The organism is Pseudomonas sp. BO3-4, from assembly GCF_034044115.1.
Classification (GTDB): domain Bacteria; phylum Pseudomonadota; class Gammaproteobacteria; order Pseudomonadales; family Pseudomonadaceae; genus Aquipseudomonas; species Aquipseudomonas alloputida.
Genome location: NZ_CP139018.1, coordinates 524,079 through 539,010, shown reverse-complemented (window position 1 = coordinate 539,010; position 14,932 = coordinate 524,079). Strand labels below are relative to the sequence as shown.

General features: G+C 57.4%; 11 protein-coding genes. 1 reads left to right on the top strand and 10 read right to left on the bottom strand.

The annotated features are described in order from the left end of the window. Positions 1-4: 4 nt before the first annotated feature. From REH59_RS02440 to REH59_RS02420, 5 genes are all read right to left on the bottom strand, one after another. The gene (locus REH59_RS02440; protein WP_003255435.1) at positions 5-661 is read right to left on the bottom strand and encodes a formate dehydrogenase subunit gamma; all 657 of its coding nucleotides are present in this window, start codon (positions 659-661) and stop codon (positions 5-7) included. Further along, positions 658-1,608, bottom strand: coding sequence for a formate dehydrogenase subunit beta (gene fdxH / locus REH59_RS02435; RefSeq protein WP_003255436.1), 951 nt, complete (start codon positions 1,606-1,608; stop codon positions 658-660). Before fdxH ends, REH59_RS02440 begins: the two co-directional genes overlap by 4 nt. Further along, positions 1,608-4,676, bottom strand: a complete 3,069-nt coding sequence (gene fdnG / locus REH59_RS02430; protein WP_146034175.1) for a formate dehydrogenase-N subunit alpha — start codon at positions 4,674-4,676, stop codon at positions 1,608-1,610. The genes fdxH and fdnG overlap by 1 nt, the downstream gene beginning before the upstream one ends. A 147-nt stretch (positions 4,677-4,823) precedes the next feature. Beyond that, positions 4,824-5,585: an SDR family NAD(P)-dependent oxidoreductase gene (locus tag REH59_RS02425; RefSeq protein WP_003255442.1), complete on the bottom strand. Its 762-nt coding sequence runs from the start codon at positions 5,583-5,585 to the stop codon at positions 4,824-4,826. 21 nt (positions 5,586-5,606) lie between these two features. Further along, positions 5,607-6,392 carry a sulfite exporter TauE/SafE family protein gene (locus REH59_RS02420; protein ID WP_003255443.1) on the bottom strand — a complete coding sequence of 262 codons (786 nt, stop codon included), beginning with the start codon at positions 6,390-6,392 and terminating at the stop codon, positions 5,607-5,609. Between the two features lie 200 nt (positions 6,393-6,592). On the opposite strand from REH59_RS02420, the gene REH59_RS02415 reads away from it, so the two are divergent. Then, the gene (locus tag REH59_RS02415; RefSeq protein ID WP_003255445.1) at positions 6,593-7,975 is read left to right on the top strand and encodes a PLP-dependent aminotransferase family protein; all 1,383 of its coding nucleotides are present in this window, start codon (positions 6,593-6,595) and stop codon (positions 7,973-7,975) included. Positions 7,976-8,271: 296 nt separating this feature from the next. On the opposite strand, the gene REH59_RS02410 is transcribed toward REH59_RS02415, so the two are convergent. Genes REH59_RS02410 through REH59_RS02390 form a run of 5 tightly spaced genes read right to left on the bottom strand, consistent with a single transcriptional unit; the run spans position 8,272 to position 14,931 of the window. Then, the gene (locus REH59_RS02410) at positions 8,272-10,560 is read right to left on the bottom strand and encodes an ATP-dependent DNA helicase (RefSeq protein WP_319006593.1); all 2,289 of its coding nucleotides are present in this window, start codon (positions 10,558-10,560) and stop codon (positions 8,272-8,274) included. After that, positions 10,557-10,994, bottom strand: a complete 438-nt coding sequence (locus REH59_RS02405) for a VPA1267 family protein (protein ID WP_319006592.1) — start codon at positions 10,992-10,994, stop codon at positions 10,557-10,559. The genes REH59_RS02410 and REH59_RS02405 overlap by 4 nt, the downstream gene beginning before the upstream one ends. Next, complete coding sequence (locus REH59_RS02400; RefSeq protein WP_319006591.1) at positions 10,994-11,407, bottom strand: hypothetical protein; 414 nt, start codon at positions 11,405-11,407, stop codon at positions 10,994-10,996. Before REH59_RS02400 ends, REH59_RS02405 begins: the two co-directional genes overlap by 1 nt. Before the next feature lies 1 nt (position 11,408). Continuing rightward, on the bottom strand, positions 11,409-13,406 hold the full coding sequence (locus REH59_RS02395) for an integrase (protein ID WP_319006590.1): 1,998 nt from the start codon (positions 13,404-13,406) through the stop codon (positions 11,409-11,411). Continuing rightward, positions 13,399-14,931 (bottom strand): site-specific integrase, encoded by a 1,533-nt coding sequence (locus REH59_RS02390; RefSeq protein ID WP_320450586.1) that lies wholly within the window; start codon positions 14,929-14,931, stop codon positions 13,399-13,401. The genes REH59_RS02395 and REH59_RS02390 overlap by 8 nt, the downstream gene beginning before the upstream one ends. Position 14,932 lies beyond the last annotated feature (1 nt).

Genomic DNA, 14,932 nt, shown 5'->3' with positions numbered 1-14,932 from the left:
GCGCTCATCCTTCTTTTCGTCCGTGATCACCCGGCGTCTTGTCGCCGGTCACTTCGCGGTACCACAACTCATGATGCTTGCGGGCCCAGGCGCGGCTGACCCAGCCATGCAGCATGGCGCCGATCGAGCCCTTGATCCAGATGCCGGCGTAGATGTGCACGATGATGCTGAGAATCAGCACGAAGGCCGCCAGCGCATGCAGCAGCGCAGACAAGCGAATGACATCGATGCCAAACCAATGGCTGAAGTATGCGCGCCAGATCACCACGCCACTGACCAGCAGCACCAGCATGCACACCAGCAGGGTCCAGAACAGCAGCTTCTGCCCGGCATTGTACTTGCCGATCGGCGGTACGCCCTCCTCCTCGTTGCGCATTACCCGGTCCACCCGGCGCAGCCACAGGCGGTCATTGGCGGTGATGAAGTTGGCCCGCCAGAAGCGCAATACCAGCCCGAGGAAAAACACGAACATCGCCACCCCGATGAAGGGATGCAGAATGCGCGTCCACGGCCCGCCGCCGAACAGGTTGCTGAGCCAGAATAGCGCCGGATGGAACAGCGCAAGCCCCGACAGCCCAGCCAGGATGAACAGGATCGCCACCACCCAGTGGTTGCTACGCTCGTTGGCGTTGTAGCGCAGGATGGGTTTGTTGTCGTTCATGGCCGCTGCTCCCCTTGCCCACCGGGCTGCTTCGGATCATAGACATGGACCGACGGGTCCACTTGATGCACGCTTTCGTCCGGCGGTGTCGGGTGTTCATCCTCCTCGACACGCTGTGGGCCGATCCGCACATAGTGGAAGAACCCCGCCAGCACCGCCGCGCCCATGGCCAACAGCGCCAGCGGCTTGGTGAAGCCCTTCCACAACCCCACCAACGGGCTGATCACTGGCTGGTCCGGCAGGCCGGCATACAGCTTCGGTGTGTCGGCATGGTGCAGCACGTACATCACGTGGGTACCACCGACGCCATCCGGGTCGTACAACCCGGCCTTGTCGTAGCCCCGCGACTTCAGATCGACGATGCGCTCGGCCGCATGCACTTTCATCTCGTCCTTGCTGCCGAACACGATCGCTCCGGTCGGGCAGGTTTTCACGCACGCCGGCTCCAGCCCCACGCTGACGCGATCTGAACACAGGGTGCACTTGTACGCCTTGTGGTCTTTCTGCGAGATACGCGGGATGTTGAACGGGCAGCCGGTGATGCAGTAGCCGCAGCCGATGCAGTGGTCCTGGTTGAAGTCGACGATACCGTTGGCGTGCTTGATGATCGCGCCCGGGCTCGGGCATGCCTTCAGGCAACCTGGGTCGGCACAGTGCATGCAACCGTCCTTGCGAATCAGCCACTCCAGGTTGCCGTCGTCGCGCTCGTGCTCGGTAAAGCGCATCAGTGTCCAGGTCTCGGCAGTGAGGTCCTGGGGGTTGTCGTAGGTGCCGTGGTTGTGGCCAACCTCGTCACGCAGTTCATTCCACTCCGAGCACGCCACCTGGCAGGCCTTGCAGCCGATGCACTTGGTAGTGTCGATCAGCTTGGCGACCTCCTCCTGCTGACGCACCGAGGGCGGCACGGTAGTGGTGGCCGAGCGGGCGATGATGTCTTGGCTGGCCATCAGAGTTTCTCCACTTTCACGAGGAACGACTTGGACTCTGGCGTCTGCGTATTGCCGTCACCGAGGAACGGCACCAAGGTATTGGTCAGGTAGCCATGCCGGGTAGCGCCGGTGAAGCCCCAGTGCAGCGGAATGCCGATTTGGTGCACGGTCTGATTGTTGACCTGCAGCGGGCGAATCCGCTTGGTCACCACCGCCACCGCATCGATATGCCCACGCTTGCTCGACACCCGTACCCGGTCGCCGGCCTTGATGCCTTTCTCGTTGGCCAGCACCTCGCCTATCTCGACGAACTGCTCGGGCTGGGCAATGGCGTTGAGCCGGCAATGCTTGCTCCAGAAGTGGAAATGCTCGGTCAGCCGGTAGGTGGTCGCCGCATAAGGGAACTCATCGTGCGTGCCGAGGGTGTCCCACACAGAATCGAAGATGCGCCCCGCCGGGTTGCTGGTGGCCTTCTTGTTCTGCGGGTGCAGCGGGTTGATGCCGATCGGCGTTTCGAAGGGCTCATAGTGCTCGGGGAACGGGCCTTCGGCCATTTTGTCGATGGCGAAGAAACGCGCCACGCCTTCGGGGTTCATGATGAAGGGGTTCATCCCCGCTTCGGGCGGCGAGTCGACCTTGAAGTCCGGCACGTCGGTGCCGGTCCAGGCCTTGCCGTTCCACCATACCAGGCGCTTTTTCTCCGGGTCCCACGGCTTGCCTTGCGGGTCGCTGGAGGCACGGTTGTAAAGGATGCGGCGGTTGGCCGGCCAGGCCCAGGCCCAGTTCTGCACCTGATGCATGCCATACGGGTCGCTGTTGTCGCGGCGAGCCATCTGGTTGCCCTGTTCGGTCCAGCTACCGGCAAAGATCCAGCAGCCAGACGCGGTGCTACCGTCGTCCTTGAGCTGACCAAAGCCCGCCAGTTGCTGGCCCGCCTTGATCACCGCGCCAGTCGGGTCGGTGACATCGGCCACCGCCCAGCCGTTCATCTCCTTGGCCAGCTCCTCCGGGGAGGGCTCTTCAGGGATCTTGTACGGCCAGCTGATATTCCTTATCGCGTCAGGGTAGGCGCCCCCTTCGGCCTGGTAACGTTGGCGCAGGCGCAGGAACAGCTCGCTCATGATCTGCACGTCGGTGCGCGTCTCGCCGGGGCCGTCTGCGCCCTTCCAGTGCCATTGCAGCCAGCGGCTGCTGTTGACCAGCGAGCCGTCTTCCTCGGCAAAGCAGGTCGTGGGCAAGCGGATTACTTCGGTCTGGATAGAGGCCGTGTCGACATCGTTGAACGGCCCGACGTTACGCCAGAATTCCGAGGTCTCGGTGGCCAAGGGGTCCATGATCACCAGCCACTTGAGCTTGCCCAGTGCCGCAGTGACGCGGTTTTTGTCCGGCAGCGCGGCGATCGGGTTGAAGCCCTGGCACATATAACCATTGACTTTGCCCTGGCCCATCATCTCGAACATGCGCAGCACGTCGTAGGCCGGTACATCGAGTTTGGGCAGCCAGTCATAACCCCAGTTGTTTTCCGCCGTGGCGTTGGCGCCGTACCAGGCCTTCATCAGGCTGACGTGGAACTTGCCGTAGTTCTGCCAGTACGACAACTGCCCAGGCCGCAGCGGCTTGGAAGCGCGCTTGTCGATGTAGGCGGCGTAGTCCTGCTCGGCGTCACCGGCCAGGGTCAGGTAGCCCGGCAGCGAATTGGACAGCAGGCCGAGGTCGGTCAGGCCCTGGATGTTGGAGTGCCCGCGCAGGGCATTGACCCCGCCACCGGGCATGCCGACGTTGCCGAGCAGCAGCTGGACCATGGCCGCACTGCGGATAATCTGCGCACCGATCGAATGCTGCGTCCAACCTAGCGCATAAAGGATCGTCATGGTCTTGCCCGGAACCGAGCAGGAGGCGATCTCTTCCCAGACCTTCATCATGGCGTCCTGTGGCATGCCACAGGTCATGCTCGCCAGTTCCGGGGTATAGCGGCTGTAATGCTGCTTCATCAGCTGGAACACGCAGCGAGGGTGCTGCAGTGTCGGGTCGACCTTGGCATAGCCGTCCTCACCCAGCTCGTAACCCCAGCCGGACTTGTCGGCGTACACACGCTTGGCCTCGTCGTAACCGCTGAACAGGCCATCCTCGAAGCCATAGTTCTCTTTGACGATGAACGACACGTCAGTGTAGTTGCGCACGTACTCGTGCTGGATCTTGTCGTTGCTGAGCAGGTAGTTGATCAGCCCGCCCATGAAGGCGATATCGGTGCCGGTACGGATCGGCGCGTAGTAGTCCGCCACCGAAGCGGTACGGGTAAACCGCGGGTCGACCACAATAAGCCGCGCCTTGTTGTGCGCTTTGGCCTCGGTCACCCACTTGAAGCCGCACGGATGCGCTTCTGCTGCGTTGCCACCCATCACCAGGACCAGATTCGCGTTGGCGATATCGGACCAGTGGTTGGTCATGGCGCCACGGCCGTACGTCGGGGCAAGACTTGCCACCGTCGGGCCATGTCAAACACGTGCCTGGTTATCGAACCCCAGCATGCCTGTTGCGCGGATGACCTTGTGGGTCAGGTAGCCAGCCTCGCTGGAAGCAGCGGAAGCGGCAAGAAAACCGGTGGTGAGCCAGCGGTTGACCGTTTGGCCTTGGGCATTCTTCTCGATGAAGTTGGCATCGCGGTCCTGCTTCATGAGGTCGGCGACGCGGTCCAGCGCCTCGTCCCAGCTGACCCGCACCCACTCTTTGCTGCCCGGCTTGCGAACCTCGGGGTACTGCAGGCGGCTCGGGCTGTGGATAAAGTCCAGCAAGCCGGCGCCTTTCGGGCAAAGTGTGCCGCGGTTGACCGGGTGGTCGGCGTCCCCTTCGATATGGATGATATTCTGTTTGACGTTTTTCCCCGCATCGCCCTGGCTGTACAGGATCAGGCCGCAGCCGACCGAACAGTAGGGGCAGGTGTTACGGGTTTCTTTGGTATGCGCCAGCTTGAAGTGACGCACCTGCTCGGCGAATGCCGGCGTTGGGGCCATGCCCAACGCCGCAAGGCTCGAGCCTCCAAGGCCGACGGCGGCGACCTTGAAGAACTGCCGACGGTTCAGGTCCATCGTGCACTCCTGATCAGGTGGTGGACGCGCGGAACATTGCCGGCGCCTCTTGGTAGTCACGGTGGCGGCCAATTGATGGCCGCCAAAGGATAAGACTAGTCAAGAATCCAGAAGGTGCGATGACCTGGGTCAGTGGTGCGGCCTCGATCAGGCACGTGGCAAGTTGCGCACCACATTCAGCGCCGCACTGCTCTGCGCCACAGGCATGATCTCGATGGTATTGATATTCACGTGCGCCGGCTGCTCGGCAACCCAGGCTACCGTTGCTGCGATGTCCTCCGGCAGGAGGGCCTCTACATCCCGATACAAGGCCTGCACGGCGTCCAGGTCGCCATTGAGGCGCACCACCGAGAAGTCAGTGCCTGAGCACAGCCCCGGCTCGATATTGCTCACCCGCACGCGGGTGCCAGCCAGGTCGGCACGCAGGTTGAGGCTGAACTGGCGGACGAACGCCTTGCTGGCGCCATACACGTTACCGCCCGGGTAGGGGTAAGTGCCGGCGATCGAGCCGATGTTGATGATCATGCCGCTATCGGCTTCCACCATTTGCGGCAGGATCTTGTGGGTGACCATGGCCAGGCCGGTGATGTTGGTGTCGATCATCTGCTGCCAGTTTGCGGCACTGCTGGTTTGGGCACGGTCCACGCCCAGCGCCAGCCCCGCATTGTTGACCAGCAGATCGATCTGCAGCGACGCCTCACGCAGCTGCTCGACCGCCTTCTCAAGCGATACGGGGTCAGTGACATCCAGCGCCAGCGGAATGAAATTGACGCCCAGTTCGGCCTCAAGTGCTTTCAGTTTGTCCATGCGCCTGGCGCCACCGATCACCCGGTAGCCTTTGCCGATCAGGGTGCAGCAGATGGCGCGGCCAAAGCCTGAGGAAGCACCGGTTACAAATGCGGTTTTCATTGGTTATCTCCTATCAATGGGTCAGGTCAGGTACTTCACGCCCAGGCTGATGAACAGACAGAGCATCGAGAACACCAACGCCTTGCGCACCACGTCGTTGCCTTTACGCAAGGCCAGGGAACTGCCCAGGTGGTTACCGAGGATGTTGCAGGCCACAAGTGGCAATGCCAGCAGGTAGACGACCTTGCCTGCGCTGACGAACGCCACCAAAGCACCGATGTTGGAAGCGAAGTTGAAGGTTTTGGAGTTGGCTGAACTGGAGACCAGGTCCATGCGCAGCAGGTAATGGAAAGCGATGATGAACATGCTGCCGGTACCGGGGCCGAAGAAGCCGTCATAGAAGCCGATGACCAGGCAAGTCAACGGCACTACGGTGTACAGCATTCGCGAAGACAGCTCGCGCTCCTCGACCGGACGATCCTTGGGGGTAAGGAAAATGAGAATGCCGAGCGGGATCAGTGCCAGGATGATCTTGCCCACCGTTTCCTGCGAGATCGATACGATCAGGTGTGCCCCCAGGTAGGCGCCTAATAGCGAAAACGGCACCCCCACCAACGCTACCTGCCAGACCATCTTGCTGTTGGCCAGGAAGTTGCGGATAGCCGCCAGCGTGCCGAGGGTACTGACCAGTTTTTCCTGGCCCAGTGCCACCTGGGGCGGCATGCCAACCAGCAGAAAACCCGGCACCAGGAACAAACCGCCACCCCCGGCAATGCTGTCAACGAAGCCCGCAACAAAAGCGATCGCGCCAAGCATGAGGATTGCCAGCAACCCGTGCTCCGCCCAGTAAGAACCCAACATGTCCATAGCAAAGTCCATCCAGTGGAGCGTTATGCCAGGCGCAGCCTGAGAGCGGCTGGCCTGATCGGTGCGATGATTGTAATTTCAAAAATTGAATCGATTCAATCTCAAATAAATTCAATTCAATTTAACCAATTACCATCATTACCTGCATCCGAGCTTTCATGCTAGGCTTTCGCGCTCTTGCAGAGCCTGGTGCCATCTCCATGTGGGTCCCCCAATACAGCCATCAAACACAGCCGGTTTACCTGATGATCGCTGATGCCCTTGAACAGGACATCGAACGTGGTCGGCTTGCAGAAGGCGATCGCTTACCCACGCTCAAGGACCTCGCCGAGGCGCTGAATGTAACCCCCGGCACGGTTGGCAGGGCCTACGACGAAGCAGCCAAGCGTGGTTTGGTGGCTGGCGAGGTAGGCCGAGGCACATTTGTCAGGCAACTGCGGCAGCCATTACCCGCCCCGTCGGTGCCCACACCCGTTGCCGGCGAGAGTAGCCAGATCGACCTCTCGATCATCAAGCCCAACGACGCTCACATGAGCGAGTGGCTAGGCACGGCTATCCGCGAACTGGCCGCCTCCTCGGACTTGGGGCAGGTACTCGACTATGTGACAGAAGGTGGCCACACGTCCCACAAACAAGCCGGTGCGACCTGGATACAGCGCTGGCTGCCTGATGCTCGCTGGCAGCAGGTGGTACTGACTGCTGGCGCCCAGCATGGGCTGCTGGTGGCCATCAGCAGCCTGTCGAAGAGTGACGATGTGGTGCTGTGCGAGTCGCTCTGCTACCCGGGCATCATATCCCTGGCCCACAGCCTGGGCCGGCGCCTGCGCGGCGTCGCCATGGACGAACACGGGCTCATCCCGGAGGCATTGCGCGCGGCCTGCCTGGAACACCGCCCTTCCCTGCTGGTGTGCGTCACCACGCACCAGAACCCGACCAACTCGATCATGCCCCCAGCAAGGCGCCAGGCTATCGCCGAGATCGCCCGTGAGTTCGACCTGTTCATCGTGGATGACGATATCTACGGTTTTCTCGAGCCCGACCCGGGCTACAAGCCGCTTGCAGCGTATGCGCCTGAACGCTCGGTGTACCTCACCAGCCTGTCCAAAAGCGTGCTGCCGGCACTGCGCATCGGCTACCTGTACGCCCCGCCGCAAACCCTGTCGCGGTTATCATCGATGGTACGCAGCAGCGTGTGGATGCCATCGCCACTGATGGCGCAACTGGCCAGTAACCTGATCAACAGCGGCAAGGCCGACCAGCTGGTGCGTATGCAGCAACAGGAGGCGGCCGCGCGCCAGCACATGGCCCGGGAGATTCTTGGCCAATACAAGATCCGCACCCAGCCTCACAGCTTCCATATCTGGCTGGAGCTGCCAGAACCGTGGACCAGCGACGAGTTTGCCAACCTGGCGCGTGATAACGGCGTAACGGTGGTCAGCGGCAGCCAGTTCCTGCCAGAACGCAGCCACCCCACCAGCGGTGTGCGCATCGCCCTGATGGCACCCAGCCGCCAGGCACTGGGCTTTGCCCTGACCAAGCTGGCAAGCCTGCTGGATTCGGCGGAGCCGCGGTTGTTCTACTGAAAGCGATGCCAGATACGCGGTGCTGCCCATAAAAAAACCCAGGGCAACTGCCCTGGGTTTCTGGTCTTGCTGAACGCCTTACCGCTCTGATCAGAACGGTAATGCCGACCTCTTTTCAGTTACCAGCCACTGAGTGAGTGAGTGAATCGACTGACTGACGGGGCCTGGACGGCCATTTAACATGAAGAGATAGATAGAAACGTAAAGAATTTCGTAAGGTTTTTACGTATCAGCGGGGCAAAACCTTACATTAACCCCTTTCAACTGCCGTAGGCACTCATCCGCCCAACGCTTGGTTAGGCGGCCCGTGGAAGGGTCTCAAGAGCGTCTTGAAGCATGGCCTTGAGGCCCACCTGGCGAGAGAACGCACGTGGAGGGAGAGTAATCGCTTCCCTCACTGCTTCGGCATCGCCGATGAATATGACCTGAACCTGGGCCCTGGTCAGCGCGGTGTAGACGAACGTGCGATCCAGCACCTTGGATTTCACGACGGGGATGATTACTCGTCGGAACTGAGAACCTTGGCTCTTGTGAACAGTGATCGCATACGCGTGCTGGATGAGATCTATGTCCGACTCAAACAGGTAATGCCGAGCCCCTTCGAAGTCCGCTTGGGCCAGCGCTAAACGCCAAACGGGCTTTTCCTCGGTACCTGTGTTGACCTTGATCGGCTCATTGAAGACGGTCAACAGCCGGCCTAGCCGACCATTTTGCAAATTCCGCCCCCAATCATTTGCCGTGTAGATGAGCAAGTCCCCTTCACAGAACCCTGTCTGCTCCAGTGCGCCCGTATCCTCGCTTGTCGCCAGGAGTGGGCGCGCACTTGCCACATAGCGAAGGTGGCACAGCCGGTTGATAGTCTCGACCCCCGCATAAGGGCTTGAACGAGTAGCAGCCAAGATCTGGGTGTTGTCTTTGTCCATTTCGTAGAGACGCATCGTTTCAGAGATGATTTCGGTCTCTGGGCACGGTAAGAACACCACCTCCGCCACCTCTGCAGAACTGAAGGCAGGCCACTCTCCCTCTCTGATCGCGCTTGCTGCGGCTGGGATCTCAGAGCCCTTTGCTTGACGCTTCACTTCTGTCAGGCGAGTTACAGGGATGGCCGCGAGCTGGCAAAGCACGTGGAAGACCAAGCCCGCACCAATCGGCGGGAGCTGGAATGGGTCACCAACGAGCACTAGGTGGGTTCCGCTTGGTAGCTTCTGCGTGAGTTTGTAGAACGTCACGACATCCAGCATCGAAGCTTCGTCAATGATGACGACCGGGGACTCGCCCATGTCATCTTCTGTCGCGTTTCGAAGGAAGCCAGCAATGGTCGTCGCTGACTCTTGTGTCGCCTCGGTCATACGAGCAGCCGCACGCCCCGACAGAGCCATTTGAAACCTAGGTTTGCCAAGTCTATCCAACGCCTTATACAGAGCTTTGAGGACAGTTGTTTTGCCAACGCCGGCACCACCAGTGATGATGCTGAACCGATTGGTGAATGATGTATTCACGGCTACACGCTGAGCGTCGTTCAGTGCAAAAGTGTTGAGCTTCAGATGATCGCGCTCTGACTGCTCAAAGTCAGCGATTACGCTGGCTACATCAGTCGGGAACAGGGGCTGCTGTAATACCGGCTCTCGCAGTAACGACAAGATGAATTCAGCACAGCATCGCTCCATGATGTACGTACCCGGCGCATGGAGCATCACATCGCCGCTTGCGGTATTACGGACGATGAACTGACCAGTCGACTTGCCTTGCAGCAAAGCCTTAGCTAATGCAGCAGTAGGTGCAGGATGTGGTGCCAGCAGCCTGCTGACTGTCTGATGGAGATCAGAGATGGTCGCGCAGGTGTGCCCCTTCTCGGCAGCACGATAGAGCGCTTCCTCCATGGCCGCTCTCAAGCGTCGAGGGTCATCAAGTCGAACGGAGAAACGCTCGCGCGCGATCCTGTCGACCTCCCCCCAACTACCGCAAAAACTCAGCAAACGGTATGGGTCGTCTTGCAAAGCGGAGATGGTGTTGCCCTTGTGGAACTTGATGGCCTTGCGGGCCAGATCAAGGGGAATGCCCTTGTCCTGAACAAAGCGCAGTGTCTTGGCATCGCCATTCTCGAGCCAGGCAGCAAACAGGTCAGTACGAACGCTATCAGATGGGATGATCTTGCTGATTGCATCATGGTTCGAGTTATCCAGGATGTCGTACAAAGCTTCCTGGAAGGCATCCCAAAGCTTGGTCGCTTTGACTTCACCAACACCTGGTGCATTGTCCGCGAGCCATTGGATTAGCTGGCTACCACTCGGCCGAACCAGTCGAATGTCTTGAGCGTCGACCTGAATTTCCGAGACTTTGAAGCCGGAGTGTTCACGGTGCACAACACTGCTTTCACCGTAGACTTCGTAGATTCCCCCAACCTCGACAAGCGAGCTTGGGGCCGTGCTAGCAGGAACCGCAATGACGATGGCTGTCGACCTATCGTTGAGGCCTGACTCAACATCTACCCGGTGCCCAAAGGCGATGCAGCCCTTACGATTTGCAGAACGAATACGGGTTACCCGCACAGTGATGCTGAGCAAAGAAGGGGGCTGTAGATTCATCTCGGCATCCGTCCTGTCTCGTCGAGAAATGCGGCCATTAGCTTGCAGCTCTCCAGCATCGATTTGGCCTTGCCAAGTTCGGCTCGTAGGGCAGCGTTTTCTTGCTCGAGGCTATTGAGACGTTGGCCGTCCTGCCTTCGCTGCTTTGATTGGGTATCTCTTGTGGCTAGTTTATCTGCCCCAGTTCCGCGCTCTCCGCCAGTGGCTGGAAGAACCCCTCGCTTACGCAGAGCATCCTCCAACTCCTCCAGCTCGGCTCTGATCGCCGGATTCTGGGCCAAAGCACTGCGACCAAATCCGCACTCTGCAAAGATCTCAGCGCGCTTAAGCTGACCTCGATACACGTACTCTCGAAAATCATCATCTGACTTCGATTGGGCCCATGCCCTGAACGCTACAAGGTTTTCCCCTGCCCTCTGTTGCCCATTCGCCATCAGCGCTTCTTCTCCGAAGAGTCACGGTCGATTACAGGAAGGTGTTCGTCCAGCATGGCCTTCGATACACCTCGTTTTTGGGCGTTGTACTGCCAGCGAATGAACTGTTCTATGAGCCGCTCATTCTCAGAGGTCAATCGAGCAGCCTCGCTCTCAAGCTTTCGGATTCGCTGCTCGGCAATCGCAAGGCTTTCGGGGCGTTTGGTAGGCATAAGCCCCGTCTTAAGATGCGTTTTTCTCGCGTCATATGCTGCCTTCACTGCCCGATGGGCATAGAGAGTCTGACGAGTCGGACGAAAACCAAGTACTTCCGCCCCTTCGTTGCACAGCCCCTCCCACGTAAGCTTGCCTGGCCAAGCGTCGATAAGGTCAACCAGTATTTGGATGTGACGTTCCGTTAAGTGCCTGGCCATGTCAGAACATATCCATCGCGAAATCCAGCAGAGGTAATTCAGGAACAGGCTGAGCCAGCTGCTTGGAACCCTGGCGAGCAGCAACCTCGCGCTTCAGCAAACTGTATTCCTGGTCATTGTTGAGCATGATTACGCTGCCATCGCGAACGTCGGGGTTTTCCATGATCTCGATAAGCTGATCAAGCCGCTCTAGGGTCTTAATTTGATGTTGACTCCAACGATCAGCACCAAAGTATCCCGACGCATCTGCGGCTCTGGCCTTTTCAAGCTGAACGCGAGTGAGCTGTCGCTGCATCCTTAATCGCTCCAGCTTTTCCGCGTCACCTTTCACGCACGCATGCTCCGTACAATTCAAGCAGTCCATGTGCTTTTGGCAGGGCATCATCGAGTAGTCGTGGACGCAGTAACCGTAAATTGTGACGTGGGCAATGGCATCCCCAATGGCGTCCAGATCGGCCAAGGTCACTGGGGCGTTAGCGTGAACTTTATCAAGTACCCCTTCAGGTAACGCGTTCTCGCTTATCTTGACGTACTCATCTTCAGTCATGTGGTTGTACACGACGTTCTGATGCACGTTCGCACGACCAGACCATCGCGCTATATCCAGCTGTCCGAGATTACCGCGTTGAGCAGCGGTGTTCAGCAGATGGCGAATTTGATGGGAAGTCATTGTTACTTCGGTGCCGTCCGGATTTTTATATCCGTTACGAGTCCAAATGCTCCTCTCTTGCCCATCAATAAAGTTCAAATCACTTGTGAAAGTGCTTTTGCCAGGAACCCACAGCTTCACCCTGCTGGTGGTCAAGTCAAGTCGAAACTCATGTGCCCGATAGCAGCACAGCGCCTCCGAGTACTTGAGATTTCGTTCGACGTCTAACAAAGGGAAATCTTTGGGCAATACCGAATGGCAGTACTCATTGAGAAACGAAAGCGTTAGTGGCTCATTGCGCTTTCGCCATTGTTTGTATGGTGAATATTTTTGAAAATAAGCATCGATAGCGGAACGATTGCTATCAGCACGTAATCCCAGCGCAAGGCAAACCTGGTGGTCAGTTAGAGGTGCATCCTCTGAAACGTCTGGGCACTCATCGTGTCGATAAAACTTCGTAGGATTGGTTTCATACCACCGGGCCAGAGCCCTACCTTCTTCGGAGAGTTCTGTCAGCCGCCTGACAGCTTCCTCGGTAATGTCTTCGATAAACTCAGGAACATACTTAATATCCCAACCGTAGCCTTTACCTGCAAAGAAGCGAAGTCCAAGCCGCTCAACGCCCTTAATGTCATCTTGACGATGAAAGACATTCAATGGGAGTTTTTGCACCTCAGTAATTCTTGATGGGGCAGACATTAGCAAGGCGAAGATACATGTGGTGAAACGATCACGCGGATGTAGAGAGTTGTTGGCGAACATCTCTGCCATTGCTCCCAACTGGAAATCGTCGGGGAGCTTCCCCTCACGTTTTGCTTTCGTCGCTGGATCGGTTCGGTCGATTTCCTTCGGTTTGGAAATTGGATTTTTCCACTCCAGGCGACTAGAAACGATCTTGCTTTCGTTGAGAAACTTCACCAGCTTCTCTAGGGCTTTTCCCGCCTGATATCCAGAGGCCTGATATTCCCGTGCAATACCACCAGCGACATCGAGCACCGTGGTGTCCACTAGAGTAATGTCGGCAGCGCCTTTCACAGATAGCAGTGCAGGCTCAATGCAGCGCAACGCCTTAAACTCGTTGAACAATTGAGACGGTTTAATGCCCTGTTGATAGCGAACGTACGCTTTTGCGAAAGGAAGAATCTCCGCATTGAGCAGCTGTTCCTGGCTATAACCGCGAGAAGGAGCTCCCTTGACTGTAAAGTTGCCAACCTTGGGCCAAGCATTGGAGTACCAATCTAGGTCTGCTCCAAATACTGTCAAGCGGTCGCGACACATTTCAATGAAGTCAGCGAGGTTCAGCCTGGCATCTCTTTCAGCTTTAGGTACAAAGAATATGATATCAGCCACGAGCGTTCACTCCTTTCGCCACTTGGCACCGATGAATCACATCGCTAACCGCAAGAATCAACCGGTCATTGGTTGATGCGACTTTTAGGTCACCCGTAAGGTCTCTTACACGGTCACGCTGCCCTATCAATTCCTCCAAGACTTCCTCGTGTGGCCCATCAAGCCAAGGCTGAAAGTAGGCGCAGGTATAGCAGGCAAGCGGAGCAAGCGCGTTGCAGAACCCATAGCTCCCACAACTGCCAACACCAGTTTTCCCATTCGATATTCGGCTGGATGGATCCCCTCCACGAAGCGCATCGCTCTCCGAAGAGATCAGAACTCCTCTGAACGCCTGGGCAATTGGAGCCAGTTGCATTGCGACGGCCTTATTTATCCGCTCTACAATTTCGGGAATATTTCGGACGTACACTCCGGCATTTTGTGTATCCGAATGATCGAGCGCCTCTGCAATCACATACTCGCCTTGACCCTCACGAGCCAGATTTGTTCCAAGGGTGTAGCGAAAGCGATTAGGATTTAGATGCAACGGAAACCCCGTCCGCTCACTAATTACGCCAATTGATATCCCAGCATCTCTGACGCTGAAGTATACTTCAGAAGATGTGATATGAAGTTGATCAGAACTCAGCATCGAGCGAATATCTGAAGGTGAAAGGTGATCGCTGACTTTTGCGAACAGTGGCAGTTCACCCCTTATTTCAGGCGGAATGGATTTAACCTCCAACGCTTTACAAAACTGCTCTACAACTTCATCCGCCTGCTGATTGAGCAACAGCCACAGATCTTCGATGATTGCAAACATTTTGAACGTCGAACGCCACTTCATTCCGCGCTGTTTGGCGCGTGGAAAATTGATAAAGTATTTGTTGCTGCGGTCAATAAGATCTTTTATCTTGAGCGCCGAGATCTGCGCTGGCCGCCGTCCAGTCATCGCTAGAACCATTACCAGACATGTATCTGACAGGCAAAGGCTCTTCTGCACGAATGCATGTGTAGTGGCCTCGATAACGCCCTGCATCTCAATATCTGTAAGTGGGCCTTCATCAGGGCACATTGACTGGACAGCCCTTCCCTTTTCATTACCCTTGATGACAAGGTTGTCGAGCAGCGTTAATGTCTCATTTGGGATACCTGGATACCCTAATCTCGCCCATTGCTGAATAAAAATCCGTGTGCTGGACAGATACCACTCATGAGCCTTATCCAGGCTAGCTCTATAGGAAATGATCGATTCTACCGAGAAGAGATCGCTACCGTTTAGCTCTCTTACGTAGTGTGCAACACGCTCCATCAAATTTCGTGCATGTGATGGTGCGTTGTGTTTTGCATAAAACGCCAGTACCCGGCGAAAAACACCAGAGTCACCGGGAAAGCTCTTGCAAAAACTCCCAACGGCGATGTCAATGTCTTTGCTCAATCGCCAGCGGTCATCGTCAAGTTCGACGATATAGCCTTCACGCGAGAGAAATGTCTCCCCTTGATGCTGAGGGATACCTCTGTTTGCATCCTCCGCCGAGGCGAGCATT